The 26,668-nt window shown below is 70.6% G+C and carries 22 protein-coding genes; 10 read left to right on the forward strand and 12 right to left on the reverse strand.

Features of this window, described 5'->3' with window-relative positions; all coding sequences use genetic code 11:
• The first annotated feature begins 179 nt into the window (after window positions 1–179).
• The gene (locus GA707_RS11410) at window positions 180–1,997 is read left to right on the forward strand and encodes an alpha-amylase family glycosyl hydrolase (protein WP_226963732.1); all 1,818 of its coding nucleotides are present in this window, start codon (window positions 180–182) and stop codon (window positions 1,995–1,997) included.
• 68 nt (window positions 1,998–2,065) lie between these two features.
• On the opposite strand, the gene GA707_RS11415 is transcribed toward GA707_RS11410, so the two are convergent.
• The 4 genes from GA707_RS11415 to GA707_RS11430 form a co-directional block, all read right to left on the reverse strand.
• Window positions 2,066–4,090 (reverse strand): glycosyl hydrolase, encoded by a 2,025-nt coding sequence (locus GA707_RS11415; protein ID WP_152178552.1) that lies wholly within the window; start codon window positions 4,088–4,090, stop codon window positions 2,066–2,068.
• Window positions 4,087–4,818, reverse strand: coding sequence for an HlyD family efflux transporter periplasmic adaptor subunit (locus GA707_RS11420; RefSeq protein ID WP_152178553.1), 732 nt, complete (start codon window positions 4,816–4,818; stop codon window positions 4,087–4,089). The genes GA707_RS11415 and GA707_RS11420 overlap by 4 nt, the downstream gene beginning before the upstream one ends.
• 25 nt (window positions 4,819–4,843) lie before the next feature.
• Complete coding sequence (locus tag GA707_RS11425) at window positions 4,844–5,242, reverse strand: hypothetical protein (RefSeq protein WP_152178554.1); 399 nt, start codon at window positions 5,240–5,242, stop codon at window positions 4,844–4,846.
• Window positions 5,243–5,338: 96 nt separating this feature from the next.
• Window positions 5,339–6,778, reverse strand: a complete 1,440-nt coding sequence (locus GA707_RS11430; RefSeq protein ID WP_152178555.1) for a glycosyltransferase — start codon at window positions 6,776–6,778, stop codon at window positions 5,339–5,341.
• Between the two features lie 214 nt (window positions 6,779–6,992).
• On the opposite strand from GA707_RS11430, the gene GA707_RS11435 reads away from it, so the two are divergent.
• Entirely contained in the window at window positions 6,993–7,463 is a 471-nt protein-coding gene (locus GA707_RS11435) for a hypothetical protein (protein WP_152178556.1), read from the forward strand.
• Between the two features lie 96 nt (window positions 7,464–7,559).
• Here GA707_RS11435 and GA707_RS11440 read toward each other — a convergent pair whose 3' ends face one another.
• Window positions 7,560–9,236: an AarF/ABC1/UbiB kinase family protein gene (locus tag GA707_RS11440; protein ID WP_226963733.1), complete on the reverse strand. Its 1,677-nt coding sequence runs from the start codon at window positions 9,234–9,236 to the stop codon at window positions 7,560–7,562.
• A gap of 88 nt (window positions 9,237–9,324) precedes the next feature.
• Between GA707_RS11440 and GA707_RS11445 the strand changes: the two genes are divergently transcribed.
• Window positions 9,325–10,527 (forward strand): aminomethyltransferase family protein, encoded by a 1,203-nt coding sequence (locus GA707_RS11445; RefSeq protein ID WP_152178557.1) that lies wholly within the window; start codon window positions 9,325–9,327, stop codon window positions 10,525–10,527.
• The gene (locus GA707_RS11450) at window positions 10,524–12,161 is read left to right on the forward strand and encodes an NAD(P)/FAD-dependent oxidoreductase (protein WP_193315296.1); all 1,638 of its coding nucleotides are present in this window, start codon (window positions 10,524–10,526) and stop codon (window positions 12,159–12,161) included. The genes GA707_RS11445 and GA707_RS11450 overlap by 4 nt, the downstream gene beginning before the upstream one ends.
• A 136-nt stretch (window positions 12,162–12,297) precedes the next feature.
• On the opposite strand, the gene GA707_RS11455 is transcribed toward GA707_RS11450, so the two are convergent.
• The 3 genes from GA707_RS11455 to GA707_RS11465 form a co-directional block, all read right to left on the reverse strand.
• Window positions 12,298–13,113, reverse strand: a complete 816-nt coding sequence (locus GA707_RS11455; RefSeq protein ID WP_193315297.1) for an alpha/beta fold hydrolase — start codon at window positions 13,111–13,113, stop codon at window positions 12,298–12,300.
• Window positions 13,114–13,368: 255 nt separating this feature from the next.
• Window positions 13,369–14,724 carry an acyl-CoA desaturase gene (locus GA707_RS11460; RefSeq protein WP_152178560.1) on the reverse strand — a complete coding sequence of 452 codons (1,356 nt, stop codon included), beginning with the start codon at window positions 14,722–14,724 and terminating at the stop codon, window positions 13,369–13,371.
• Between the two features lie 82 nt (window positions 14,725–14,806).
• The gene (locus tag GA707_RS11465) at window positions 14,807–15,934 is read right to left on the reverse strand and encodes a ferredoxin reductase (RefSeq protein ID WP_226963734.1); all 1,128 of its coding nucleotides are present in this window, start codon (window positions 15,932–15,934) and stop codon (window positions 14,807–14,809) included.
• Window positions 15,935–16,144: 210 nt separating this feature from the next.
• Here GA707_RS11465 and GA707_RS11470 point away from each other — a divergent pair, with 210 nt between their 5' ends.
• The gene (locus tag GA707_RS11470) at window positions 16,145–17,011 is read left to right on the forward strand and encodes a dimethylarginine dimethylaminohydrolase family protein (protein WP_152178561.1); all 867 of its coding nucleotides are present in this window, start codon (window positions 16,145–16,147) and stop codon (window positions 17,009–17,011) included.
• Window positions 17,012–17,039: 28 nt separating this feature from the next.
• Here the strand turns inward: GA707_RS11470 and GA707_RS11475 are convergent, their stop codons facing one another.
• The 3 genes from GA707_RS11475 to GA707_RS11485 are packed head-to-tail and all read right to left on the reverse strand — an operon-like array spanning window position 17,040 to window position 20,113.
• Window positions 17,040–18,344 (reverse strand): ArgE/DapE family deacylase, encoded by a 1,305-nt coding sequence (locus GA707_RS11475; protein WP_152178562.1) that lies wholly within the window; start codon window positions 18,342–18,344, stop codon window positions 17,040–17,042.
• A 9-nt stretch (window positions 18,345–18,353) separates the two neighbouring features.
• On the reverse strand, window positions 18,354–19,007 hold the full coding sequence (locus GA707_RS11480) for a CE1759 family FMN reductase (protein ID WP_152178563.1): 654 nt from the start codon (window positions 19,005–19,007) through the stop codon (window positions 18,354–18,356).
• Complete coding sequence (locus GA707_RS11485; RefSeq protein WP_152178780.1) at window positions 19,004–20,113, reverse strand: LLM class flavin-dependent oxidoreductase; 1,110 nt, start codon at window positions 20,111–20,113, stop codon at window positions 19,004–19,006. Before GA707_RS11485 ends, GA707_RS11480 begins: the two co-directional genes overlap by 4 nt.
• 358 nt (window positions 20,114–20,471) lie before the next feature.
• On the opposite strand from GA707_RS11485, the gene GA707_RS20860 reads away from it, so the two are divergent.
• From GA707_RS20860 to GA707_RS11510, 5 genes are all read left to right on the forward strand, one after another.
• Window positions 20,472–20,900, forward strand: a complete 429-nt coding sequence (locus GA707_RS20860; RefSeq protein WP_193315298.1) for a tetratricopeptide repeat protein — start codon at window positions 20,472–20,474, stop codon at window positions 20,898–20,900.
• A gap of 58 nt (window positions 20,901–20,958) precedes the next feature.
• Window positions 20,959–22,194 carry an NAD(P)/FAD-dependent oxidoreductase gene (locus GA707_RS11495; RefSeq protein WP_152178564.1) on the forward strand — a complete coding sequence of 412 codons (1,236 nt, stop codon included), beginning with the start codon at window positions 20,959–20,961 and terminating at the stop codon, window positions 22,192–22,194.
• Window positions 22,195–22,422: 228 nt separating this feature from the next.
• Window positions 22,423–24,078 carry a murein biosynthesis integral membrane protein MurJ gene (murJ, locus tag GA707_RS11500; RefSeq protein WP_152178565.1) on the forward strand — a complete coding sequence of 552 codons (1,656 nt, stop codon included), beginning with the start codon at window positions 22,423–22,425 and terminating at the stop codon, window positions 24,076–24,078.
• A gap of 107 nt (window positions 24,079–24,185) precedes the next feature.
• Complete coding sequence (locus tag GA707_RS11505; RefSeq protein ID WP_152178566.1) at window positions 24,186–24,626, forward strand: hypothetical protein; 441 nt, start codon at window positions 24,186–24,188, stop codon at window positions 24,624–24,626.
• Between the two features lie 3 nt (window positions 24,627–24,629).
• A complete protein-coding gene (locus GA707_RS11510; RefSeq protein WP_152178567.1) occupies window positions 24,630–25,823 on the forward strand; it encodes a sensor histidine kinase in 1,194 nt (397 codons plus the stop codon).
• Window positions 25,824–25,964: 141 nt separating this feature from the next.
• Here GA707_RS11510 and GA707_RS11515 read toward each other — a convergent pair whose 3' ends face one another.
• The gene (locus tag GA707_RS11515) at window positions 25,965–26,285 is read right to left on the reverse strand and encodes a thiamine-binding protein (protein WP_152178568.1); all 321 of its coding nucleotides are present in this window, start codon (window positions 26,283–26,285) and stop codon (window positions 25,965–25,967) included.
• Between the last annotated feature and the right edge of the window lie 383 nt (window positions 26,286–26,668).

Genomic DNA, 26,668 nt, shown 5'->3' on the forward strand with positions numbered 1-26,668 from the left:
ACCTGCACCAGGCGGATCGGGGAGGTCGATACCGCTGTATGCGGTCGTCTAGTGACCAGACTAGAAAGGCGTAGCGACGGGTCGAGAGGGATCGGGCCAGGTCACGCCGTCGCACCGGGGATCGTCCGAACGACGACGAGAGGTCACGGGACGCACTCGCACGACCAGATAATGAGCCGGTGACCGACTCCCACGCCATCGCCCCAACCGAGCGCCCCGGGATGGGGGCCGTCCCGTACGACGGCGGCACCTCCTTCCGCGTCTGGGCCCCGCACGCGTCCGGCGTCTACGTGACCGGAGACTTCAACGACTGGAACGGACGCGCCCACGGGCTCGGCCGGGAGGACGGCGGGTACTGGTCGATCGAGGTGCCCGGCGCCCACCACGGCCAGCAGTACCAGTTCGTCATCACCCGGGACGGTGCAGACGACCTCTGGCGGATCGACCCGTATGCGCGCATGGTCACCAACTCGGTCGGCAACGCCGTCATCTACGACCACGGCTCGTTCGACTGGTCCGGCGACGACTTCGACACCCCGGTGTGGGACGACCTCGTGATCTACGAGCTCCATGTCGGGACCTTCGCCGCAGAGGGTCACGAGCGCGGCACCTTCGAGCGGACCCGACACCGCCTGGGCTACCTGCGCGACCTCGGCGTCTCGGCGATCCACGTCATGCCGCCCTTCGAGTTCGCCGGCGACCAGTCATGGGGGTACAACCCGGCGCACGTCTTCTCCGTCGAGTCGGCCTACGGGACCCCCGACCAGTTCAAGCACCTCGTCAAGGAGGCCCACCAGCACGGCATCGCCGTCATCCTCGACATCGTCCTGAACCACCTCGGCCCGTCCGACCTCGCGGTCTGGCAGTTCGACGGGTGGTCGGAGAACGACAAGGGCGGGATCTACTTCTACAACGACCACCGGTCCAACACGCCGTGGGGGGACACCCGCCCGGACTACGGGCGGCCGGAGGTCCGGGCCTTCCTGCGCGACTGCGCCCTCGAGTGGCTCGAGCAGTACCACGTCGACGGCCTGCGGTTCGACGCGGTCAACTACATCCGCACCGTCGACGGGATCACCCACGACGAGGGCAACCAGATCCGCGAGGGCTGGGAGTTTCTTCAGTGGCTGAGCGACGAGATCGACGCGCGGCAGCCGTGGAAGTTCACGATCGCCGAGGACCTGCAGCGGCTCTCGGCCATCGTCCAGCCGACGTCCGAGGGCGGTGCGGGCTTCTCGGCGCAGTGGGACGCCGACTTCGTCCACACCGTGCGAGCCGGGATCATCGAGCCCGACGACGCTGCGCGGCACGTCGACGGCATCGCCTCGGCCGTGCACGGGCCGCTCGACGTGGCGTGGACGAGCCGGGTGCTCTACACCGAGAGCCACGACGAGATCGCCAACGGCAAGGCCCGGGTGCCCGAGTCGATCCACCCAGGGGATGCCGACTCGTGGTGGGCCAAGAAGCGCTCGGCGATCGGCTCGGCGCTGGTCATGACGTCGCCCGGGGTGCCGATGATCTTCCAGGGCCAGGAGATGCTCGAGGACTCGTACTTCCGCGACGACGAGTGGCTCGACTGGTCCAAGGTCGACGCCAACACCGGCATCGTGGCGCTGCACCGCCACCTGATCAGCCTGCGCCGCAACCGCGAGGGCCGCACCGCCGGCCTGCGCGGTCCCGGGCTGACGATGCTGCGGGTCGACGACGAGCGCAAGATCCTCGTCTTCCACCGTTATCGCCACAGCGGTCCGGGGGACGACGTCGTCGTCGCGGTCAACCTCACCGACCAGCCCGTGGCGGAGTACGCGGTGGGCCTGCCGGCACCGGGTCCGTGGGCGGTCGAGCTGAACTCGGACGCCGAGATGTACTCACCCGACTTCGGCAGTCACGAGGTCTGGGACGTCACGGCGGACGGCCCGGAGATGGACGGCTGCGAGCAGTCGGGCGTGCTGACCCTCGGCCCCTACAGCGTCGTCATCTTCTCCCGCGCCGGATGACGAGCCGTCTCTGAGGCGGCTCGCCACCCGAGGCGCGTCAACCCGAGCGGGTCCTACCCTTCGGGCTCTCAGCCCTCCCGGCTGAGGACGAGCGCGGTGGCGTAGGACAGCGACGTCCCTCCGTCGACGTCGTCCGGGCCGTATGCGGCGAGCGCCTCGGCCGCTCCCTGCGGGTCGACGAGCGCGCGAGCGAGCACGACGTAGTCGGCCAACGGTGCGCCAGGGCCCTGGGCGGGCACGGCGTCGCTGAGGGCCTGCACGGCCTCCGGACGCTCGGCGAGGTAGTCGAGCTGGGTCGGGTTCATCGGGATGAGCTGGATGCCCACGATGGCCGACGGCTCGGCGCTGAAGAACGTCGCGAAGTCCCGCTTGCCCTGCCAGTTCAGGCTGACGACCGGCTGGCCGAAGGCCTCGTCGACCTCCGGGTCGATCCAGTAGTCCAGCGCGCTGGTCGTCTCCTGCGAGAGCAGCCAGGCGGCGTGATCGGCGAGTGCCTCGTCGCCGGTGGCTCGCGCCCACAGGGACAGTCCCACCCACGCGTTGACCGCCTCGGACGAGGACTCCTGGTTGTTGCCGTCGGCGAACGGCGCCGGGCCGCTGGCCCACGAGTGGCCGCGCCACTCGTCGAAGACGCGGTGCTGCGGGAAGACGCCGACCGCCTCGGGTGAGCCGAAGTCGAGCGCGGCCAGGTCGGCGACGGCGCGCCACCGGTCCACCAGCTCGGGTTCGGCGGACGCGAGGACGCCCGCCGCATACAGCATGTGGCCGTAGTGGAAGTGGTGGTCGTTGAACTCGTCGGACCCGTAGGCGGGCGTCTGCCCGACGAGGCCGCCGAGGCGGTCGTCGTACGTGAAGCAACGCTCGCTGCGGCCGGTGCAGCCCTCGGCGTCGAACCACAGGTCGAGCTGCTCGGCGAGCGGGTCGCGGACCTGCTCGGCCAGGTCGTCCCGCCCCAGTCCGCTGGCGAGGAGGAACAGGTTGGCCGCCCGCTGCAGCTGCTTGCCACCGTGGTAGCTGTCCGGGGCGTCGAAGCGCATCGACGCGACGTCCGTCTCGAGGAGCGTCTCCACCTCGGAGCGTTCACCGTCGTCGAGGCCGTCCAGGTCGAGCTCGGTCACCGGTTCCTGCAGGGGCGCGGAGGTGGTCACCTGCGTGCCCGCGACGAGCGGAACGTCACCGAGAACCGTCTCGTATGCGCCGCTCAGCTGCTCCGAACCGGTCACCTCCTTGCGGGGCGCGACAGCGAGGACCGTGTCGGCGTCGCCGGCGGTCCGGTACGTGAGGGTCGTCGTCGCGACGTCGTCGCCGACGTCCGGCGTGACCTCGGTCGACTCCAGGACGACGGCGCCCGAACGCAGCAGGTCGAGCTCGCCCGGGGTCGCACCGGCGGGCTCGGCGTACACGTGCACACTCGAGCCGGCCTCGAGCGTGAGGGCCCCTTCCTCGACGGCGGCTCCGGCTCCGGGCACGATGCGGTAGGTCGTCTCGGCGACGGTGAGGCTCAGACCCTCCGGGCCGGTCTCGGCGCCGTCGGGCAGGCCGACCCGCTGCTCGCTCGCGGCGACGTACTGCGCATAGGGCCAGCCCTCGGCCAGGGTGAGCTCCCCGACGGCCTCGCCGTCACGGCTGTAGTCGAACCGGGCCGAGACCGCGTCCAAACGGCCCAGCTCGTAGTCGTCGGCCGGCAGGTCCAGCGCGACATGGTCGGGGTGTGGCGCCATGACGACGTCGGCGTCGGTCACCGGATCGGGCAGGCCGAGCGTGACCGCGTCAGCGGCCAGGCGGGCGCTGAGGACGCCGGTGAAGATGGGGCGGTCCTCGGGCGCGAAGACCGCCGGAGAGACCCACGAGTTCGTCGGCGGGTTGACGCCGTCGGTCACCGCGATGCGTCCCGAGTACGGACCGGTGACGGTCGGGATCCCGGCCAGGTCACGCTCGGTCCGCTCCGCGCGCGCAGGGTCGGAGGTCGTGGTCTCCGGGCCCGCGCTGTCCGAGCCTGTGGAGTCGGAGTCGCCGGCGGGTGAACCGCACGCGGAGAGCAGGATGGCACTCCCGGCGAGGACGCCGGTCGAGGCGAGCAGGCCGCGCCTCATGCGCGGTACTCCCTCGGGGTGAGCAGGTCGCTGAGGCGCTCTGCGGCCCACGAGCCCATCCCGCCGTCGTCCTCGAGCTGCAGGGTCGCGGTCACGGGAGCGCCGCTGGCGAGACCGGTCGTCTCGACGTCGGCGTCGACGCGGGACCGGATGACGGCGGTCGTGCCGGCGTCGGTCTCCTCGAACGCCAGCTCGTAGACCTCGGCGGCGACGGTGCTGCCGGCCGGGAGGGTGACCTGGACCGGCGTGTCCATCGAGAGCCGCGCATACCGGTCCGCGGTCATCGGGACGCTGGCGCGGACCCGCAGGCTGTCGTCCAGCGTGATCGTCGTGATCTCGGAGTTCGCCGGGACGAAGGAGCCGACGCCGTAGGGCAGCGCACCGACGGTGCCGTCGGCCGTCGCGACGAAGATCATCGTGTCGTCCTCGGCGACGGTGTAGCCGACGCCCTCCTCGTTGAAGGAGACCGTCTCGCGGGCCTGCTGGAGGGTCGGCGACTGGAGGCGGAAGAGCTCGTCACCTGCCTCGACGTGCTCGCCGGTGCGAACGGCGACCTCCTCGATGACGCCCGAGAAGGCGGTGCCGACGACGGCCGTGTCGGACTCGATGACGGCGGAGGTCGCCTCCAGCGCGTGCGCTCGCTCGTAGGCGTGGATGAGGCCGAAGCCGGCGATGCCGGTGACCAGGACGGCTCCGACGACGAAGGTCAGAAGGGTTCGGAAGTTCATGGCAGGGGTCCTTGGGGGTTGTGGTTCAGCGGGTGGAGCCGGAGGCGACCAGGTCGGCGAGTCGGTTGCGGCGTCGGTGGCGCCGGGCGGCTCGGGAGTCGGGGGCGGGCGCCGCCGTAGCACTCGGATGCGCAGGTGCGCGCTGCGGGTGGGGCTCCTGTGCGGGGTCGGTCCTCCGCACGGAGTCGGTCGGGTGCGCCGTTGCGGGCTCGGGCGTCGGGTCGGCTTCTGGCTCGGCAACCTCGGGCGTGTGGCGGCGCAGCCGCACCGCCTCCTGGACGGCCAGACCGAGGAAGATCGTCAGCACGATTGTGTTGACGATGTTCCAGCCGAGCGCGATCGAGAACGTCGCCGTCCACTCGGAGACCCAGACGCCGACCACGCTCGTGACGAGCAGGAACACCCACATGAGGGCCTGCGGCACGATGAAGTTGAAGGGTGAGCGGGCCCGGCCGGCACTGCCGGTGACGTGCCACGCGCGGTCCCGGCCGAAGAGGGCGTTGACGAAGGCGCGGATGTACTACGGGAAGGACGCGGTCGCCAGGACCAGCGTCTCCCAACGGAAGGAGCCGATCGTGTAGACGGCGACGAGGATCTGCATGAGGTAGAAGCCCGAGTAGTACAGCGCCCACTGCCACAGCGGCAGGCTGGGGTTGATGGGCGTCAGGCCGAGGTAGATCTGCAGCGCCGGGAGGATGAGGAGGAAGAACGTCACCAGGCCACCGGTGTAGAAGACCGAGGTGGCGAAGTACTGGAGTCGCTGGTCGACGGTGAGCTTGCGGTCCCGCAGCGGGTTGTTGCGGAAGAACACCTCGAAGGCGCCGGTGGCCCAGCGAACCTGCTGCTTGGTGTAGGCCTCGATGGTCTCCGGCGTGTCGCCGATGGCCAGGATGGTCGGGATGTAGACCGACTGCCAGCCCTCCTGGTGCAGCCGGATCGAGGTCCAGATGTCCTCGGACTTCGACATGTCGTAGATCCCGCCGATCTCCTCGACCGCGCTGCGCCGGAAGGCCACGTTCGTGCCCACGCAGAACGCCGAGTTGAAGCGGTTCTTGCCGGGCTGGATCAGCGAGTAGAAGACCGTCTGCATGAAGCCGGCCCCGCGGGAGATGAAGTTGTCGACGTTGCCGTAGACCTGTGGGGTCTGGACGAACGCGACCGAGTCCTTGGCGAAGAACGGCAGGGTCTCGACGAGGAAGTCCGGGCTGGGGACGAAGTCGGCGTCGAGGATGACGAAGAACTCCCCGGTCGTGTGGCGCAGGGCGTGGTTGATGTTGCCCGCCTTCGCGCCCTTGTTGCCCGGCCGGGTGAGGTAGTGCACGCCCTCCTCGGCCGCCAGCCGCTCAACCTCGGCCGAGTGGCCGTCGTCGAGCACCCACACCTCGTGCCGGCCGCGGATCTCCGCTGCGGCGCGCACCGTGCGGCGGATCGTCTCGACGGGCTCGCCGTAGGTCGTGATGAACACGTCGACGGTGACCGGGCGACCGTCCAGCTGCATGCGATCCTCGAGGGCCAGGGGCCGGTCGAGGTCGAAGGACGTGGGCAGGAAGAGGTCGCGCTGCGCGGCGTGGAAGGCGAAGTCACGCGGGTCGTGGGTGCTCGACAGCTGGGTCCAGAGCGAGACGAGGACGAGGAACATCATGATGCCCTCGCTGACGATGACGATGAGCCACGGGAGCAGGTCGCCCACGTTGTCGGGCCTGGCCAGGAAGGACAGGTAGAGCAGGACGCCGAGCGTCGCGAGGAGGACGAGCATCGTCAGCGACGGCGACTGCAGGTCGCGGTGCACGACGCCGAGTCCGGAGACCTGCTCGCGCCAGCGACGGGCGCTCTCGGTCTCGGGCTCGGGATGGTTCAGCCGCTCCGCGAGCCAGTCGTCGTCGTGACGACCGGGCTGGGGCTCCCGATCGGTGGATGCTGCGGCAGGGGTTCGGGTAGGGGCAGGGTGAGGTCGGGACAAGAGTCCCCTCCTAGGGTGCAGAACGATGACCGGGGCGACAACGCAAGGCGTCGGTGCCCTTCGGTGATGGTGCTGACCCCCCTGGTCAGGTGAATCTTCCACCCTGGACCCTCAAGACGGGTCGAGTCAAACCGAGTCAGGTGTCGGTTCGGGCCCGAGGCGCATCTGACGTCGGTGGATGGCGCAGTCCGGCCCGACCTGCGACGCTGGTCACATGACCTCCAGTGACGCGGCCGTCCGGGACGGCGCGACAGAGCCACAACCACTTCGCAGGATCCGACTCGTGCTCGCCCTGCTGGCCTCGGCGACCGCTGTCGGCGGCCTGGTCGAGCTGGCGATGCTCCGCCACTGGGACGCGCCCATCCAGCTCCTGCCTTGGATGGTGCTCGTCGTCGTCGCCGTCGTCGGCGTCCTCACCGCGCGCGGTGGCTCGACCCGACTGGCCCAGGCGACCGGGCTCGCGGCACTCCTCACCGGCGGCATCGGCGTCCTGGTCCACCTCCTCGAGAACCTCGACTACGGGGACGACCTCGCACAGTACGCCCAGACCTGGGAGGCCATGCCGTTCCTCGAGCGACTCTGGCTCGTGCTCAACGGCACCGTCACGTATGCCCCGACGCTGGCGCCCGGAATGGTCGCCCTCTCCGGCGTGATCCTGTTCATCTCGGTGCTCGACCGCCGCTGACGGGCCACCCCTCCCCCCCTGGTCGGTGTTTGGTCCGTTGCACTGCGTTCGGGCCGCTACATCGCACCGAACTCAGCGCAACGGACCAAACGCGACTCAGCCGGGCGGGGTGGAACTGTGCTGCGCCGTGCGCGCCACCTTGCGGTCGGTGAGCACGATGTGGATCCCGAGCCCAGTGCCGGCGACGACCGCGAAGGTGAAGAACAGCATCGCGATGGCCGGGAAGCCGAGGATGCGGGAGTCGGTCTCCACCCGCATCATCATCGCCGCCCCGATGATCGTCGCCGCGATGATCAGGCCCAGGGTGAGCCGGTTGGCGATCCGCTGGAGGACGAGGTGCAGCCGGTGCTCGTCGATGGCCTCGACATGAAGCGTGAACTCGCCCTGGGCGAGGGAGTCGAGGATCCGGTTGGCCCGTTTCGGCAGCTGGGAGGTGAACTCCTTTGCCTCGATGGCCGCGGTGAGCAGCCCTCCGGGCGAGGTCTTCAGCGAGCTGGCGAAGATCTCGCTGACGTTGTCGCGGATCGCCTCGGCAGGCGCGAAGTCCGGGTCGAGGTGCGCAGTGGCCTGGTCGAGGTTGAGCAGCGCCTTGCCGATCATCGACATCTCGGCGGGCGGTCGTAGGCCGTGCTCACCGGAGAGCCGGGACAGCTCGACGAGCACCGTGCCCGCCTCCATGTCGGCGCCGCTCGCCACGGCCTCGCTGACCAGGTGCGCGACGTCGTCCCGGAACGCGGCGGCGTCGTAGCCGTCCACCGGGTGGCCCAGGTCCGCCAGGATCCGGGCCGCCTCCTCACCGTCACCGTCGCTGATCACGAGCAGGAGCTTGATGACCTGCTCCTGGATCCGGGCGGGAACCGTCGCGACCATGCCGAGGTCGAGCAGCGCCAGCCGGCCGTCGTCGGTCACGAGCAGGTTGCCGGGGTGCGGGTCGGCGTGCAGGATCCCGTCGTCGAGGATCATCCGCAGATAGCAGCGGAACAGCTGCTCGACGATGGGCCGGGTGTCGAGCTCCATGAGGGCGAGCGGACCGAGGTCGGTCACCTTGCGGCCGTCGATACGCTCCATGGTCAGCACCCGGCTCGTGGTCAGCTGGAGCACCGGCTCGGGCACGACGAGCCGGTCGTAGTCCTTGGTGAGCTCGATGAAGCGCAACAGGTTCTTCGCCTCGCGTCGGTAGTCGAGCTCACCGACGAGGGACCGGCGGAACTGGGCGAGCAGTTGCGCCAGGCCGTACTGCCGCCCGACGCTCGTGCGCTTGTCGGCGGTGTCCGCGATGGTCCCGAGCACCTCCATGTCGCCGCGCACCGTCTCGCGCACGTCGGGCCGCTGCACCTTGACGACGACGTCGCGCCCGGTGCGGGTCACCGCCCGGTGCACCTGTCCCAGCGAGGCCGCCGCGAGCGGCTCCTCGTCGAACTCCGCGAAGAAGTCGCGGATCCGCCCGTCGAGCTCGCCCTCGACGATCGCCCGCACCTCCTCGAAGGGGAACGGCTGCACCGTGTCCTGCAGCCGGGTGAGCGCCTCGGTGTATGCGGCGGGCAGCAGGTCGAACCGCGTCGAGAGGAGCTGGCCCAGCTTGATGTACGTCGGACCCATGGCCTCGAGGTCGCTGGCGAACTGCTCGGCGGTCCCTGGCCCGTCGGATCCGTCGGCGGCCGCGTCACCGACGGCGAACTCATCGGTCTGCGCGCCGGAGACCAGGTCGGATCGGCCATAGCGGAGGAGCAGACGGACGAGGTCTGCGTATCGACTGCGGGTAGCGGTACTCACCCACCCATCATTGCCGAAAGCCGGCCGTCCCCCAGACTCACGGGCCCGACGCCGGCTCCGCGACCGCGCTGCCATATGCTGCTCTGCCATGGTGGCGACGACGCCCTTCCACGATCGGCTCAGCGAGCTCAACGACCAGCGGCTCTACACGCACTGGCAGGGCCACCTCTCAGCACTGCGCTACACGCACGCACCGAAACACGAGTACTTCGCCGTCCGGCACGGGGTCGGCGTCTTCGACACCTCGCCGCTCTACAAGTACCGGATCACCGGACCGGACGCCGAGCGTTTCCTCTCCGGCGTCCTCGTGCGCGACGTGAGCGATCTGCGGGAGGGGCGCGCCGCATACACCCTCTGGTGTGACGACCGCGGGTTCGTCATGGAGGACGGCGTGCTCTTCCGGCACGGTGCGGAGGACCTGGTCCTCACCTCCGCTCGGCCGGCGCTGGCATGGCTCACCGCGCACCGCGGCCCGCTCAAGGTCGGCCTCGAGGACGAGACCGACGCGTACGGGATCCTCGCCGTCCAAGGACCTCGTTCGGTGCGGGTCCTCGGCGCCCTGACCGCCGCTGCCGACCACCTCCGGCGGTTCGACCTCGCCCCCACGACCATCGCCGGTGCGGAGGTGACGGTGTCGCGGACGGGCTTCACGGGAGACCTCGGCTACGAGCTGACCGTGCCTCGCCGGAACTGCCTCGACGTCCTCGATGCGATCCTCGAGGCCGGCCGCGATCACCAGCTGCGGCCGTTCGGCGAAGAGGCGCTCGACATGCTCCGCATCGAGGCGGGCCTGCCGCTCGTCGATGTCGAGTGGACCGACTCGACCCTCGCGTGGAGCGACGAGCAGCGGGTCACGCCGACCGAGCTCGGCATGGGGTGGATGCTGCGCGGGGTCCGCGAAGGCCGGCGCTTCGTCGGGAGCGACGCGATCCGGCGCGAGCTCGAGACGGGGTCGAGCCGGTGGGCCACGACGGGCATCGTCGTCGACTGGCGCGCCTGGGACCGGCTGCACCGCGACGCCGGGCTGCTACCGACCAAGGACGAGCACCCGCTCGGCTGGGAGTCGTGGCTGCGCGACGACTCGGGGGAGCAGGTCGGCTACGCGACGAGCGTCATGTACTCCCCGGTCCTGCAGCGGCACATCGGGATCGCCCGGGTCAGACCCCGTCTCGCCGAGCCCGGCACCGGGCTGCACCTGGAGACCACGGTCCTGCATCGCACGGCGACGGTCGCCTGCCAGACCGTGCCGCTCCCCCACTTCGCCCCGCAGAGAAGGAGCGCAATGCCGTGAGCGAGACGCCTGTGAGTGAGACAGCAGTGAACGAGAACCAGAGCCGCGACCTCGCCTCCGAGCACTGGGACGCGATCGTCGTCGGCGGCGGTCACAACGGCCTGACCGCCGCCGCATATCTGGCGAAGTCCGGTATGCGCACGCTCGTCCTCGAGCAGCGTCACCTGGTCGGTGGTGCGGCGATCACCGAGGAACTGCGGCCCGGGTTCTCGTTCACGACCTTCTCGTACGCCCTCAGCCTCCTCCGGCCGGAGATCATCCACGAGCTGGATCTCGTCGAGCACGGCTTCATGCCGCTGATGATGCCGTCGTCGTTCCACCCCACCGGGGACGGTGACTACCTGCTGTTCGGCGACGACACCGACCAGAACGTCCAGATGATCCGCCGGCACTCACGCCACGACGCCGACGCCTACCTGCGGTTCAACCACGACGTCGACGAGGTCGTCCAGGCGGTGCAGCCGCTCTTCGACAACGCCCCGCCCGACCTCTGGGGCACCGACCCGCAGGACGAGGCCGACGTGGCGTGGCTGCTGGGGCACCTCCGCGGGATCGACAAGCGGGTCATGCACAACGCGGTGCGGCTCCTCACGGGAAGCGCGGCCGACTTCGTCGAGGACTACTTCGAGCACCCGGCCATCGCGGGCTACCACATCTCCTCGGGCGTCATCGGGTCCAAGGTCGGGCCGATGTCGCCCGGCTCTGGCCTCGTCATGCTGTTCCACAAGATGGGTGAACACGACGGCCACCTCGGCTCCTGGGCCTTCCACCGCGGCGGCAACGGCGGGTTCACCCAGGTGCTCGCCCGGGCCGCCCAGGCGTTCGGCGCAACGATCCGGCTCGAGTCGCCGGTCGAGGCCGTCCTGACGCGCGACGGCCGGACGACCGGGGTCGCGCTGCAGGACGGGACGGAGTTCTCGGCGCCGGTCGTCGTCTCGGCGCTGGACGCGCGCCGCACATTCACCCAGCTCGTCGACCCGCGCGAACTGCCCGACGACCTCGTCGACGCCGTGCGCCGGACGAAGTACCGCGGCGTCTCGAGCAAGGTGAACTTCGCGCTGGACACGCTGCCGACCTTCCCGGCGCTGCCGGACAGCGTCGACCACTTCGGCGGCTTCATCAACATCGGCCCGACCATCGAGTACGTCGAGCGGGCCTTCGACGCGAGCAAGTACGGCTGGTACAGCGAGCGACCCTACATCGACGCCGCGATCCAGTCCGTCGTCGACCCCGACATGGCTCCGCCCGGCAAGCACGTCATGTCGTGCTTCGTGCAGTACGCGCCATACGAGCTCCGCGGGAGTGACTGGGAGAGCGAACGCGAGAGGTTCGGCGACACCGCGCAGGCCGTGCTCGAGGAGCACTTCCCCGGCTTCGGCGACCTCGTCCTCCAGCGCGAGGTGGTCACGCCCGTCGACATCGAGACCCACACCGGCCTGACGGAGGGCAACATCTTCGCGGGCGAGTTCCTCGCGCCCCAGATGTACTTCTTCCGCCCGGCCCCGGGCTGGAGCCGCTACGCGACGCCCATCGACGGCTACTACCAGTGCGGGTCGGGCACGCATCCCGGTGGCTGCGTGATGGGGAGCCCGGCACGCCTGGCCGTCCAGCGGATACTCAACGACCGTCGCTGAGGCGACCCGCGCCAGGGCCACCGCTCCGCGAGCTCGCTCCCGATCTGCACCCCTGCACCCGAACTGCGACCTGACGCCTGCAGTTGCAGGGGCCAGGTCGCAGTTCGGGTGCCTGTGATGACGATGTGGAGTGCACCTACTGCCCTTCATCGGAGATGAGGAATCGGAGGACGACCTGCGCGAACTCCTCCGGGATCAACTGGTCGGCCACGTGTTGCTGGCCGGGCAACATGATCACCTGTGCATGCGCAACGCCGTCGGCCACCGTGCGTATCGCCTCCTGCAAGAACGCCGGGCTGTCCCCTCCTCCGATCAGCAGCGTCGGACACCGAATGGCGGTCAGCTCGATGTCGTCGATGAGTAGTGGGACGCTCTCCTCGCGCGGCAGCGTCGGAGCCGAAGCCACCCTCGCCGGCCACGTCGGCTGCGCCCGCAGCGCGCTGATCTCCTCCTGCGGCATGTGCAGGACCTCGCGCAGCATCAGCTCCGCGACCTCTTCGTTGCGGCCGGCGTCGGCTGCGGTTTTCATCCGAGCCACCAGCTCGGCCGGCTGCCCGGCCGGCACGATCGCGGGCTCATAGGCGACCACCCGCCGCACGTGCGCAGAACGAGCCGTCGCCCGCAGCACGAGGTACCCGCCCAGAGAGTGCCCGAGGACGTCGACCGGGCTGTCGGCCCGGTCGGCCACCGTGTCGATCACGGCGACGACGTCCTCGACCTCGCGGTCCACGGACCAGTGCGGGCCGTCGGAGCTGCCGCCGCGGCCGCGACGATCCATCGCGTACACCGTGCGATGCCGGGCGAGAGCGTCGGTGATCCGCCAACGGGTGTGATCCGACATCGACCCGTGCACAAGGAGCAGAGGCGGTCCCGAGCCGCTGTTCCAGACCGCGATCCTCGCGCCGTCGGGGGACTCGACGGAGAACGACTCCAAACCTGGGGACTGGCTCATCACGACCTCGCACCTGCCAACCCTCCCCATCGTCCCACCACGCCCCCGGCTCGTCCAGAAGCCGGGCAGGGCTCGGCCCGACCGTCGCTGAGGCGCCCCCTCTCGCTCGTGGCTGCCGATCCGCGAGGTAGCCCGACTTCTGCCCCCCCACCCCCGAACTGCGACCTCACCCTTGCAGTTGCAGGGGTCAGATCGCAGTTCGGGTGTGTGGGCTGCGGTGGTGGGGGCTGAACCGCTCTTCGGGGACCCGGCTGGTCAGCGGGGACGGCCGCCGAGCGACTTCTTGCGCAGCGCGCGGGCGGCGGCCAGCTTGACGGTGTCGCGGCGGCGCCGGCCCTCGACCTTGTTCGGCAGCGAGAGCTGGACGACCTTCTTGTAGACGCTGAAGACCTGCTTCGGCAGCGAGCCGGTGACGTACTTGAGCTCGTAGCGCTCCATGAGGTCACGGATCCGCGGGGAGATCTCGGCGTAACGGTTGCTCGGCATGTCGGGGTACAGGTGGTGCTCGATCTGGTGGCTGAGGTTGCCGGTCATGATGTGCATGAACTTCGACCCCGAGATGTTGCCCGATCCGAGCATCTGGCGCAGGTACCACTCGCCACGGGTCTCGCCCTCGATCGAGGTCTTCTCGAACGTCTCGATGCCCTCGGGGAAGTGCCCGCAGATGATGACGGTGTTGGTCCAGATGTTGCGGGCCAGGTTGGCGACGATGTTCGCGGTGAGCGTGGACTTCGTCCCGCCGAAGGGGGCCGCGAGCACCGGGTGGACGAGGTAGTCCTTGGTCGCCTGCTGCTTGATCTTGCCGAGGACCTCGGAGGCCTGGGCGCGGAACTCGGCCTTCTCCTCCTCGGTCATCCGCTTGCGCTTGGCGAGATAGCCGCCGAGCTCGAGGTCGTATGCGGCGATCGAGTACTCGAACATCGCCGCGTTGGCGACGTGCCAGATGGGCTGACCGAGGCAGAACAGCGTCCAGCGCTGGTCCTCGTCGACGCGGATGATGCCGTATCCGAGGTCGTTGTCGCGGCCGAGGACGTTGGTGAAGGTGTGGTGCAGCTCGTTGTGGCTGTGCTTCCACTGGCTCGCGGGCGAGACGTTGTCCCACTCCCAGGCCTGGCTGTGGATCTTCGGGTCACGCATCCAGTCCCACTGGCCGTGCATGACGTTGTGGCCGATCTCCATGTTCTCGAGGATCTTCGCGATCGACAGGCCCGCGGTCCCGATCCACCAGAACGGCTTGACGCCCTTGACCTTGACGCCGGAGAACAGCAGCGTCGCGCGGCTGCCCATCTCGAGGTAGCGCTGGGTCTTGATGACCTTGCGGATGTAGGCGGCGTCGCGCTCGCCGCGGCTGTCCATGACCTCCTGGCGCAGCGCGTCGAGCTCGCGGCCGATCTCCTCGACCTGCTCGGGCGTGAGGTGCGCCATGGGGTTGGGCTTGCCGGAGCGCTTGGGCTTGAACTCGCGGGTCGGGTCGGACTCGGGGCGCAGCCGGGAGTTGACGTTCGGCTTGGCGACGTCCGTGCCGGTGGCCTCGGTGCTGGTGGTCGTGGTGCTGGTGGTCGTGGTGCTGGTGGTCGGCTCGGTCAGGGTGCGCTCGGGGGCGAGAGTCATGAGATGGCTCCTTCGCTGGGGTGCGGAAAGTGTGTGGGTGGCGGGAGGTCGGGTGTCGACCCGAGTGGCAGGTCGGGGACGGTCAGAGCTCGAGGTCGCACTCGCCGGCGACCGCGTTGATGCACGTCTGGATGGGCAGGTCGTCGCCGGGTTCGGCGGTCGTCACCTCGCCGGTGCGCAGGTCACGGACCGCGCCCTGACGCATCGTCACGACGCAGCCCATGCAGATGCCCATGCGGCAGCCGCTGGGCATGAGGACGCCGGCATCCTCGCCGGCGTCGAGGATCGGGGTGCCGCCGTCGGACGAGACGCTGCGGTCGGTGGACAGGAAGGTGATCCGGCCGCCCTCGCCGGGCTCGATGACCGTGGGCCGGAAGCGCTCGACGGTGAGCCGGTCGGCGATCCCGTGCGCCGCCCAGAAGGCCTCGGCGGCGTCGAGGAGGCCGGTCGGACCGCATACCCAGGTCTGTCGGTCCCGCCAGTCGGGGACGAGCGTGTCCAGGTCGGCCAGGTCGAGCATGCCGTGCTCGTCGTCGTGGCGCTGGAGGTATGCGGTGCGCCCCTGATCGCCGAAGCCGCGCAGCTCCTCGGCGCAGATGACGTCGGCCGCGGTCGGTGCGCAGTGGACGTGGGCGACGTCGGGAAGGTCGGTTCGGCTGCGGAGCATCCCGATCACGGGGGTGATGCCGCTGCCGGCGGTGATGAAGAGGGTCCTGGCGGGCGGGGCGGCGGGGATCGTGAAGTCGCCGGTCGCCTGGTCGAGCATGACGAGGGTGCCGGGCTCGGTGCGGCGGACGAGATGGTTGCTCACCTTGCCGTCCGGGATCGCCTTGACGGTGATCTCGATCGTGCCGTCGGGGGTATGCGGTGGCGAGGTCACCGAGTACGCGCGCCAGTGGCGGACGCCGTCGATGTCGACGCCGACCCGGATGTACTGGCCGGGGATGTGGCCGCGCCAGCCGCGTCCGGGCTGGATCGTGATCGTCGCGGCGTCGGGGGTCTCGGGCGTCACGGCGAGTATGCGTCCGCGCAGGTCAGCGCCCTCACGGAGGGGGTTGAAGAGGTCGAGGTAGTCGGAGGGGACGAGCGGTGTCGCGAGGATCTCCGCGACCCGCCAGAGGCTGGAGCGCAGGGATCCGGCGACGGGCGCGGCGACCGATGAGGAGGGCCGCCTGCGCACCGCGTGGGGTCTGGCAGGAGAAATCGTCACGCTCCCCAGACTAACCTACGTTTGCGTAGGTTACGACTCCGTAGGTTTGCTGAGTTCGGATCGCGCGTTTCTCTCCCCAACCGGGAAACGCAACGTTCACCACGGCTCCTAACCATGGTGAACCGAGAGTTCGCCAGGTGAAGTTGCGCCGCCTCCTCGACCCCGGAGCCGGGTCCGGTCAAGGCCGGGCCCGAGTGCCAGACTCTGCGCATGACCGCGAACCCCGCCGGCTTCGGCGTCCGTTCCATGTATGCGCGCCTCGCCCGGGTCGCCGTCCGCACCCCGAGCGTCGCAGGGGACTTCGCCGCCGCCGGGTGGCGAGCGGCCCCCGACCCCGGCCGGATCCGCGACCAGCACGCCGCATTCGTGCACACCCTGCTCGACCTCGGCACGGATGTCGTCGTGCTGGGCGAGACCCCGGGTCAGGTCGACTCCGTCTATGCGTACGACGCCGCGTTCGTCACCGGCCGCGGCGCGATCGTGCTCAACCCCGCCAAACCCGCGCGGCAGGGCGAGGCCGCGATCATGGAGCGCAGCCTCGACGCACTCGGCGTGCCGGTCATCGGCCGACTGGCGAACGACGCAACGGCGGACGGCGGCGACCTCATGTGGCTCGACGACTCGACCCTCGCCATGGGGCGCGGATTCCGGACCAACGCCGCCGCGCATACCCTCATGCGCAGTCTGCTCGCGGAGGAGGGTGTGGACACCGTCTCGTTCGACATGCCCTACGGCCGCGGGCCAGACCACTGCCTGCACCTCATGTCGTCGCTGTCGCTCGTCGGTCCACAGGTGGCGGTCGTGTTCCCCCCGCAGCTGCCGATCGCGCTGCACGAGTGGCTCGTCGAGCGCGACTACACCCTGGTCGACGTCACTGAGGCCGAGTACGACCTGCAGGGCTGCAACGTCCTCGCGACCGGGCCGAACCAGGCGGTGATCTTCAGCGGTGTCCCGCATGTGGTCGGGGCGCTGGAGGCTGCGGGCGTCGAGGTGCACGAGGTCGACGGTGACCAGTTCGTCCTCGGCGACGGCGGGCCGACGTGCCTGACCCGTCCCCTCCTGCGCGTCACCGAGTGACGGCCCCCGCGCGCGCCCCCCAGCACTCTCAGTCGCAGACGCGCCGCACCGTGAGCGCCGCGAGCGCCCGGGTCACCTCGAGCAGCTCGGCGATGTCGACCTGCTCGCGCGGGGCGTGCGCCATGCGGACGTCACCGGGGCCGTAGTGGAGCGTCGGGATGCCCCCGACCCCCGCATACAGGCGCAGGTCGGACCCGTAGGGCGCCGCCCCGAGGTCCGGCCGCCGCCCCGTCACCGCGTGCACGGCATCGACGACCTCGCCGACGAACGCGTGCTCCCGGTCGATCCCGCCCGGCGCGAACTGTCCGCCGGTCCAGGAGACCTCGGCCGGGTGGTCGCGCAGCCAGGGGTCGACCGAGCAGGCGTATGCGACGCTCGCCTCGAGCTCCCGCCTCGCCTCCGCGAGGTCCTCCCCGAGCCGGACGCCGTAGCGGCCTTCGGCGACGAGGAGGTCGGGGACCGAGCTGGACCAGTCGCCGGAGCGGATCCGACCGACGGAGAGGGCGTAGGGCAGAGCGGTGCCGTCGAAGAGCGGGTCGGGGTCGGCGTTGCGGCGGCGCTCGAGGTCCCGGAGGACGGCGTGGATGGGCAGGAAGGCCTCGAACGCCGAGACCCCGGACAGCCGCGCGGAGCCGTGGGCGGCCCGACCCGTCACCCGGATCTCGAAGGTCAGCGCGCCGGCGTTGGCGACGACGACCCGACCGCTCGTCGGCTCGGTGATGACGGCCACCTCGCCGGTGTGACCGCGTCTGAGGGTGGCGAAGGCGCCGAGTCCGCCGTCCTCCTCGCTGATGACGTGGTGGAGGGCGAGGGGGCGGCGCAGGGCGGCGCCCGAGCGGACGACGGCGCGCAGGACGGCGAGGTTGGCGGCGACGCCGGCCTTCATGTCGCAAGCGCCGCGGCCGTGGACGGCGCCGCCGCGGATGGCGCCGCTCCACGGGTCCCGGTGGGGCCAGCGGTCCAGATCGCCGGTCGGGACGACGTCGCTGTGGCCCTGGAGCACGAGCGCCGGGATCTCGCCGGCCTGCCGCGGACCGACCACGCCGACCACGCCCCAGCCCTCGGTGCGGGGCGCCTCGGTGCCGGGGTGGTCGGGGTCGGCGGCGAGCGCGTCGAGGTCGATGCGCCACACGTCGACCTCGCAGCCGAGTTCGGTCAGCTCACGAGCGATGGAGTGCTGGAGCTCGGACTCGGCGTCGGTGCCCGTGACGCTCGGGGTGCGGATGAGGTCGACGAGACTCTGGACCGTCTCCTGCTCGTCGATCGTGTCGAGCACGCGGCGCTGGGTGTCGGTCAGGTCCGACGGGTCGATGCGCTCGGGCACGCTCAGCATGAGCGGAGTCTAGGTGGGGCGCGAGGTCCGGGCGAGTAGCTCGGCGAACGGGGTCGGGTCGGCGACCTCGTCGCGCGCCGGTGCGACGACGGGGCCGCCGCCCACCAGTGCCGCGAGCTCGCCCACGGCGCGCTCGATGCGGGCTCCCAATGCCGCAGCGCCGGGACCGCCGAGGTCGCCGGTGGCGGCGAAGACACCCGTCGGCACCCCGACCGCGCCGAGGTGGGCGACGAGGGGGCGCAGCGCATACTCGATGGCGAGCGAGTGCCGCTCGGTGCCGCCCGTTGCGGCGAGCAGCACCGGCGTGCCGCGCAGCCGACCCTCCTCGATGAGGTCGACGAACGACTTGAACAGCCCGCTGAACGACGCCTGGTACACCGGCGTCACGAGCACGAGCGCGTCCGCCGCGGCGACGTCTTCGACGGCCGCCGCGAGCTCACCGGTCGGGAAGCCCGTGAGCAGGGCATCGACGATCGCGTGCGCGTGCTCACGCACCTCGACATCGCGGACGACGACCTCGTATGCGTCGCTCGCCTCTCCCGAGGCGGCCAGCGCACGGCCGGCCGCCTCGGAGAGCTCGGTGGCCAGCATCCGCGTCGTCGACGGGACCCGCAGGCCGGCGCTGACGACGGTGAGCCGCCGGGTGGGCTTGGTGGCCGTCACGCGGCACCGACCTCCGCCGGCTCAGGGGCGGCCTCGCGCGCGGCGAGCCTGGCGGCGTGGGTGGGGGCGTCGGGCACGTGCGCGGGACGGCCGACGGCCATCTCACGGCGGAGCACCGGCACGACCTCCTCGCCGAGCAGGTCGATCTGCTCGAGCACGGTCTTGAGCGGCAGGCCGGCGTGGTCGATGAGGAACAGCTGGCGCTGGTAGTCACCGACGTAGTCGCGGAACGAGAGGGTGCGCTCGATGACCTGCTCGGGGGTGCCGACGGTCAGCGGCGTCTCGCGCATGAACGACTCGAGCGAAGGTCCGCCGCCGTAGACGGGGGCCTCGTCGAAGTACGGCCGGAACGCGCGGATCGCCTCCTGGCTCGTGCGGGCCATGAAGACCTGCCCACCGAGGCCGACGATGGCCTGGTCGGCGCTGCCGTGTCCGTAGTGCTCGAAGCGGCGGCGGTACAGGTCGACCATCCGCTGGGTGTGCTCCTTCGGCCAGAAGATGTGGTTCGCGAAGAACCCGTCGCCGTAGTACGCGGCCTGTTCGGCGATCTCCGGCGTGCGGATCGAGCCGTGCCAGACGAACGGCGCCAACCCGTCGAGCGGGCGCGGCGTCGCCGTGAAGCCGTGCAGCGGCGTGCGGTGCTTGCCCTGCCAGACGACGTTCTCCTCGCGCCACAGCCGGTGCAGCAGCGCGTAGTTCTCGATCGCGAGCTCGAGACCGGCGCGGATGTCCTTGCCGAACCACGGGTAGACCGGGCCGGTGTTGCCGCGGCCGAGCATGAGGTCCATCCGGCCGTCGGCCAGGTGCTGGACGTAGGAGTAGTCCTCCGCCATCCGCACGGGGTCGTTCGTCGTGATGAGCGCGGTGGCCGTGGAGAGGACGAGCCGCTCGGTCTGCGCCGCGAGGTGCGCCATGAGGACGGCCGGGTTCGCCGGAGCGGCGAAGGGCGGGTTGTGGTGCTCGCCGACCGCCACGACGTCGAGGCCGACCTCCTCCGCCTTGCGGGCGATGGCGACCATCGCCTTGATCCGCTCGTTCTCGGTCGGGGTGCGGCCGGTGATCGGGTCGGGGGTCACGTCGCCGACGGTGAAGATGCCGAACTGCATCATGTGGGAACTCCTCCTCAAGGCACGTCATAAGTAGTTGACATGTCAACATCTTGCCACGCCCCCGTATTCCCGCCACACGTCGCACCCCTCCCTGGAGTCGCCACTTCTTCCCAATAGGACCGAATCGGCGAGCGGTCCGTCACCTGCACGCCCCGATTCGACTCGCCACTTCTTCCCAATAGGACCGAAACGGCGAGCGCTGCGCCGGGCGCACTCGGGTACTCGGATCCCCCTCCCCCACGCCCCGGACCATCCGCGCCAGCGGGCCCCGCCCGCCCCGCGACCGCTCGCCGTTTCGGTCCTATGTGGGAGAAGTGGTGGAAGAAATCGGCAACGCCCGCACGTTAGGAGGGCTATGGACGCCTTCGACCGCTACCGCTATGCCCAGCGCCTCTTCCGTGAGCGCCGCTACACAGCGGCGGCCCGCGAGCTCGAGCACCTCATCATGGACAAGGTTGCCGCCGTGCAGCACGGCGCCGAGCGCACCGAGTCGTACACCCTCGGCGACGCCCCCCTCCTGCTGGCCCGCTCCTACTACCACTCGGCCCAGCTCGGCCGGGCCGAGAACGCCGCCCGCTCCCTCGTCGAGGCCGACCCGACGGATGTGTATGCGGTTCTCCTCCTGGCCCGTACCCTCCAGCGCCGCGGTCGGTACGCCGAGGCGGCCACCTGGCTGCGCCGTCTGGACGGGATGGGCTACGACACGTGGGCCGAGGAGTTCTCGCCCGTCGCCTCGGAGGAGCCGGTCATGCCGCCGCGACCGACGCATACCCACGCCGCCTGAGCCCGAGCGTGCGCGATGCTAGCGTCGCCCGAAAGCCGACGACCGAGAGGACCGCGACATGAGCACACCACGGGACATCGTCATCATCGGAGGGGGCCTCGCCGGCGCCAAGACCGCGGAGGCGCTACGCAGCCACGGCTACCCGGGCACGATCACCCTGCTGGCGGGTGAGCCGCACCTGCCCTATGAGCGGCCGCCGATGTCGAAGGGCTACTTGGCCGACGACGACGGTTTCGAGGGTGCGCTCGTGCACCCCGCCGAGTGGTACGACGAGCAGCGGATCGACCTGCGCACCGGCACCCGCGCCACGGCGGTCGACGCCGACGCGCACGAGGTGAGCCTCGACGACGGCACCACCCTGGGCTACGGCACCCTCGTGCTCGCGACCGGCTCGACCCCACGCGCTCTCCCGCTCGACGGCGCCGACGCGCAGGGCGTCCTCACGCTGCGCACCCGCGAGGACTCCGACGCGATCAAGGCCACCTTCGGCGAGGGAAAACGCCTCGTCATCATCGGCGGCGGCTGGATCGGCCTCGAGGTCGCGGCCTCGGCCCGGCGCGCGAACACCGAGGTCACGATCATCGAGGCGTCCGAGCTTCCCCTGCTCGGCGTCCTCGGCCCCGAGATGGCGCAGGTGTTCGCCGACCTGCACACCGAGAACGGCGTCGACCTGCGACTGAACGCCTCCGTCGAGGCGGTCACGACAGACGACGGTCGCGCCACCGGCGTCCGACTCGAGGGCGGTGAGACGATCCCGGCCGACGCCGTGGTCGTCGGCATCGGCGTCACCCCCGACACCTCGCTCGCGGAGGCGTGCGGCCTGGCCGTCGACGACGGCGTGCTCGTCGACGCCTCGCTCCGCACGAGCAACCCGGACATCTTCGCCGTCGGCGACATCGCGCACCACGACCACCCGGTTCTCGGCCGCCGGATCCGGGTCGAGCACTGGGCGACCGCGCTCAACCAGCCCGAGTCGGTCGCCAAGGCCCTCATGGGCGAGGACGACTGCGAGTACGCTGAGCTCCCCTACTTCTTCAGCGACCAGTACGACCTGGGCATGGAGTACATCGGCCACGCCCCGAAGGGCTCGTATGACAAGGTCGTCATCCGCGGCGACAAGGAAACCCGCGAGTTCGTTGCCTTCTGGCTCGACGCCGACAACCGCATCCTGGCCGCGATGAACGTCAACGTCTGGGACGTCGTCGACGAGGTCAAGCCGATCATCGCGGCCGGCACCCCGGTCGACCCGGACCGGCTCGCAGACCCGACCGTCGCATACGCCGACCTCGCCTGACCGCTCGCCGTTTCGGTCCAATAGGACCGAAGTGGCACGCCTGACCGCTCGCCGTTCCGGTCCAATAGGACCGATGTGCCTCGCCCGACCGCTCGCCGTTTCGGTCCAATAGGACCGATGTGGCACGCCCGACCGCTCGCCGTTTCGGTCCAATAGGACCGATGTGGCACCGCGCCCGCGGGCGGCAGCGGCGCGGCTCGGGCCGACCGTCGTGCCAGACTCTCCCGCGTGAGTGACAGCAGCGAGCCGGCAGCGAGGCGCCCCGGCGGCAGCCTCGGTCGGGCCGCAGCGATCATGGCGAGCGGGACGATGGTCTCGCGCGTCCTCGGCCTGGTCCGGATGGTGCTGCTGCTCGGCGTCATCGGCACCGCGCTCGCCGGCGACGCGTTCCAGGTCGCCAACACCCTGCCGAACCAGATCTACATCCTGCTCGCCGGCGGTGTCCTCAACGCGATCCTCGTCCCGCAGATCGTCAAGGCGAGCAAGGCCGCCGACGGCGGGACGGACTTCATCAACCGGCTGCTGACGCTGTGCTTCCTCCTGCTCGCGGTCTCGACGCTCGCGATGACCGCAGCCGCGCCGTATCTCGTGCGGATCTTCGCCTCCCCGACCTGGCCGCCGGAGGCGTTCGCCCTCGCCAACGCTTTCGCGTTCATCGCGATGCCGCAGATCTTCTTCTACGGCATGTACACGATCCTGGGGCAGGTCCTCAACGCCAACGGCCGCTTCGGCGCCTACATGTGGGCGCCCGCGCTGGCCAACGTCGTCGCCATCGGCGGGCTCCTCGCGTTCATGTGGCTCGGCTACCCGCTCGAGGCCGACGTCCCGCTCTGGGACCAGCCGATGATCTGGCTGCTCGCGGGCAGCGCGACCGCCTCGATCCTGGTTCAGTCGCTCGTGCTGCTCATCCCGCTGCGGCGGATGGGCTTCACCTACCGGCCGACGTTCGGCTTCCGGGGCGTCGGACTCGGCTCGGCCTCCGTCGTCGCGTTCTGGACCTTCGCCGCCATCGTCCTCTCGCAGGGGCGGTTCGCGGTCGTCTCGCAGGTACTGACCGAAGCCACCCGGCGCGCGACCGAGGTGGGCCTGAGCGGGGCGGGGCGCACCGCATACGACACGGCGTTCCTGCTGTTCATGCTGCCCCATTCACTGATCACCGTCAGCCTCGCGACGGCGATCTTCACCCGCGTCTCGCACGCCGTCCAGGACCACGACACCGAGGCCGTCAAGGCCGACCTGCGTCGGGGCCTGCGGATGCCGGCGGTGTTCCTCATCCCGATCAGCATCGGCGCGGTCGTCCTCGTCCCCTTCGTCGTCCGCACCATGCTCGTCGGCACCAGCCCCGAGGACGCAGAGGCGATCTCGCGCATCACGATCGCCCTCCTGCTGGGGTCGCTGCCCATGAGCTGGCAGTTCATCCAGACCCGCTTCTTCTACGCCTACGAGGACGCCAAGACCCCGTTCTACCTCCAGATCGTCGTCTCGGTGATCTCGTCGGCCGTGGCGCTGTTCGCCCTCCTCTTCGCGCCGCTGCAGATCGCGGTCATCGTCGCGCTCGGCCAGGTGCTCGCGAACATCGGCTCCTCGATCGGCGGCTTCTGGCTGCTGCGCCGCCGGCTCGGACCGCTGCACCTGTCCGGGGTGGTCCGCCAGAACGTCCGGCTCGCCCTCGCCTCCCTGGTCGGCACCCTCCTCGTCTGGGCACTGACGTTCGTCCTCCCCGGCACCGAGGAGATGGGCTGGCTCGGTCGCGGCGTCGTCACCGCGGTGCTGTGCGGGGTGTTCGGCGTCGTCACCCTCGCCCTGGCCCGCGCGCTGCGCGTGCCGGAGGTCGACGACCTCCTCGGTCCGGTCCTCCGCCGGCTCCCGGGGGCGCGGGGCTGACCCTGCGACCGGAGCAGTATGCGCTGCTCGCCTCCTCCCGCGACGCATCCCGTCCGGTGGTCGGTGGGTCGTTGCGCGCGAACTGAATTGACGGGAGTCTTGGTCGCATGCAGACGGCCCCCGCGACCCGCGTCGACATCTACGCCGCCCACGACGACGACTCCCCCCTCGGCGCGTGGCTCGGCTGCGGGTCGCTCATCGCCGCGCGACTGGTCGTCCCACACATGCGACTGCCGGAGCGGACGGGCCTCGCGGTCCTGTGCGCCATCACCGCCGACGGCACCGGCGACGCGATCCACGGCGTGACGCTCGAGTCGGCCGACGGTGTCTCCGCGACGGCGATCGCGCTCGACCGGGCCTGTCTGCACCCGGTGCAGCGCACCCCTCCCGCGCCGGATCTCGAGGCGGACGAGTCGCTCGCCGAATGGCTCGACGCAGTGGCCCGGGCGAGCGCCTGCACCCACCGCGCGCCGGGCGGCGTCGAGGCCCCGCCGCCGGTCGAGAAGGCATGGTGGTGCCGCGTCTGGCCCACCGCCCCCGGCTGCTGACCCGTGCCGTCGTTCTGGGCGAGCCGGGGCGAGCGAGGTGCGCCGCGCATACTCCTCGACCGTCCGAGTGGCCGACTCGCGATCGCCGTCTCCGTGGCGGTCCTCGCCTATGTCGCCGAGCTGACCCTCTCCGGGCTGAACGGTCAGACCCGCCTCGGGCCGGTGATTCCGCCGTGGGGCGTCGCCCTGCTGGCGTTGCCTCTCTTCGTCGCACTGCTGTGGCGGCGCGACCGGCCGTGGACGGTCTTCCTCATCGGCATCGTCCAGGCGACCTTCATCGCCGGGCTCATCCCGACCTACCAGCCGTTCGCCGGCAACCTCGTGGCGCTCTATGCCTTGGCGCGTCACCGCCCCCGTCGGGACACGCTGTGGGGCCTGGCTCTCCTCGCGATCCCGTGGACCGTCATCACGGTCGTCAACGTCTCCGGCTTCGAGGGCAACGGTCCCGCCCAGGTGGTCGGCGCCATGGCGATCTACTGGGGCGCGTCGCTCGCCATGGTCGCGATGGGCAAGAGCCAGCGCAGGGCGCGTGAGGTCTATGCCCTGCGCAGCCGCGCGCGGGAGGCGGAGCTGGCGATGCAGATGCAGCGGGAGCGGCTGGTTCTCGCCCACGAGCTGCACGACCGGGTCGCCAACTCCGTCGCCGCCGTGCTCGTCGGGCTCGACGGGATGAAGCGCGACGTCGACGCGCTGCCGGCGCCGATGGCCCGGACGATCGAGCTGACCGACCTCTCGGCGCGGCAGGCGATGCGGGAGATCCGCGACGTGCTCGGGGTGCTGCGCGCAGCGGACCGGCCGGGGCTGGGCGTCAGGGATGACGACGACTTCGAAACCGTGCTGCGCGACCTGCAGACCGATGGCCTGACCGGCGTGACCGCCGACGTCCGCAGCATCGGCGACCCGGCCACGCTGTCCCGGCCGGTGGACGCGTGCGCCGCCCGCTGTGTGCGAGAGGCGGTCACGAACGCCTTGAAGTACGGCGTCGAGCTCGTCGAGGTCGAGATCGACTGGCGCCCCGACCCGTTCGTCATCCGGGTGCGCAACGCCAACGGCCCTCGTGATCTCGTCGACCCGTCGATGAGCGGTGGGCTCGGGCTCGGCGGCATCATCACGAAGGTGGCCGAGGTGGGGGGCGCCGTGCGGCTCGAGAGCGAGTCGGACGTCTTCACGCTCGAGCTGCGGCTGCCACGAAGCTGAGTCGGAACGTCCTCCGCGCGGCCGTTCCTCCGCGAATCACCGTGACCTCCGTCGATCGCCGGACATTGCGGTCGCGCCACGGAACCAGGCTCGCAAGGCGGAGCAACGGTCGCGCGACGGATGAGAGGTCGCGCCGCCGCGTCAGTCGGGCTCGTCGCCCACCTCGGCGATCGCGGCCTCGAGGCGCTCGACCTTGCCGTCGAGCTCGCCGGTGTAGCCCGGCCGGATGTCGGCCTTGAGGACGAGCGAGACCCGGGGTGACGATGCGGCGAGCACCTCGCAGCACTCCCGGACGACGGCCATGCACTCGTCCCAGTCGCCCTCGATCGTCGTGAACATCGCGTCGGTGCGGTGCGGCAGACCCGAACGGCGGACGACCGCGATGGCGCGGGCGACGGCGGCGGAGACGGAGCCGGTGTCATCGGCGGCGGCGGACGGGGCGACGGAGAACGCGACGAGCATGACTCCACCGTATGCCGTGGTCGCCCCGACCGACCGTCAGGCCCGATCGACACCGGCCCCGGCGTTCCTCTCACCTCCTTCGATCTTCCACACATAGTTGTCGAATAATGAGAAGACCCACCACATGAGGTCGCATGTCACTCAGCCGCCTGCTCACGGTGCCGATGATCCACGGCGAGTCACCCGCCGAGTTCCACTCCGAGTCCGGGTATGCGGTGGCCATCGGCGGCGGCCCCCTCACCACCGACGGGTGGCGGCGGATGGGCGCCTGGCAGCGCGAGTGGGTGGCGCTCGGCCGACCCGAGGTGCCGGTCGTGCGCGACGGGACCGACGCATACAGCGGGGTTCGAGGCGCTCGACCACCTCGCCTCGCTGTTGGCCCA

Source organism: Nostocoides sp. F2B08, assembly GCF_009184895.1.
Taxonomy (GTDB): domain Bacteria; phylum Actinomycetota; class Actinomycetes; order Actinomycetales; family Dermatophilaceae; genus F2B08.

What these genes read in the sequence shown, in the direction of transcription:
- GA707_RS11460 (WP_152178560.1), bottom strand. Translation starts at nt 14,724, where the DNA reads ATGACTCTCGCCCCCGAGCGCACCCTGACCGAGCCGACCACCAGCACC.
- GA707_RS11435 (WP_152178556.1), top strand. Translation starts at nt 6,993, where the DNA reads ATGACCTCCAGTGACGCGGCCGTCCGGGACGGCGCGACAGAGCCACAA.
- GA707_RS11495 (WP_152178564.1), top strand. Translation starts at nt 20,959, where the DNA reads ATGAGCACACCACGGGACATCGTCATCATCGGAGGGGGCCTCGCCGGC.
- GA707_RS11415 (WP_152178552.1), bottom strand. Translation starts at nt 4,090, where the DNA reads ATGAGGCGCGGCCTGCTCGCCTCGACCGGCGTCCTCGCCGGGAGTGCC.
- GA707_RS11455 (WP_193315297.1), bottom strand. Translation starts at nt 13,113, where the DNA reads ATGAGCCAGTCCCCAGGTTTGGAGTCGTTCTCCGTCGAGTCCCCCGAC.
- GA707_RS11515 (WP_152178568.1), bottom strand. Translation starts at nt 26,285, where the DNA reads ATGCTCGTCGCGTTCTCCGTCGCCCCGTCCGCCGCCGCCGATGACACC.
- GA707_RS11445 (WP_152178557.1), top strand. Translation starts at nt 9,325, where the DNA reads ATGGTGGCGACGACGCCCTTCCACGATCGGCTCAGCGAGCTCAACGAC.
- GA707_RS11485 (WP_152178780.1), bottom strand. Translation starts at nt 20,113, where the DNA reads ATGCAGTTCGGCATCTTCACCGTCGGCGACGTGACCCCCGACCCGATC.
- GA707_RS11470 (WP_152178561.1), top strand. Translation starts at nt 16,145, where the DNA reads ATGACCGCGAACCCCGCCGGCTTCGGCGTCCGTTCCATGTATGCGCGC.
- GA707_RS11420 (WP_152178553.1), bottom strand. Translation starts at nt 4,818, where the DNA reads ATGAACTTCCGAACCCTTCTGACCTTCGTCGTCGGAGCCGTCCTGGTC.
- GA707_RS20860 (WP_193315298.1), top strand. Translation starts at nt 20,472, where the DNA reads ATGGACGCCTTCGACCGCTACCGCTATGCCCAGCGCCTCTTCCGTGAG.
- GA707_RS11505 (WP_152178566.1), top strand. Translation starts at nt 24,186, where the DNA reads ATGCAGACGGCCCCCGCGACCCGCGTCGACATCTACGCCGCCCACGAC.
- GA707_RS11475 (WP_152178562.1), bottom strand. Translation starts at nt 18,344, where the DNA reads ATGCTGAGCGTGCCCGAGCGCATCGACCCGTCGGACCTGACCGACACC.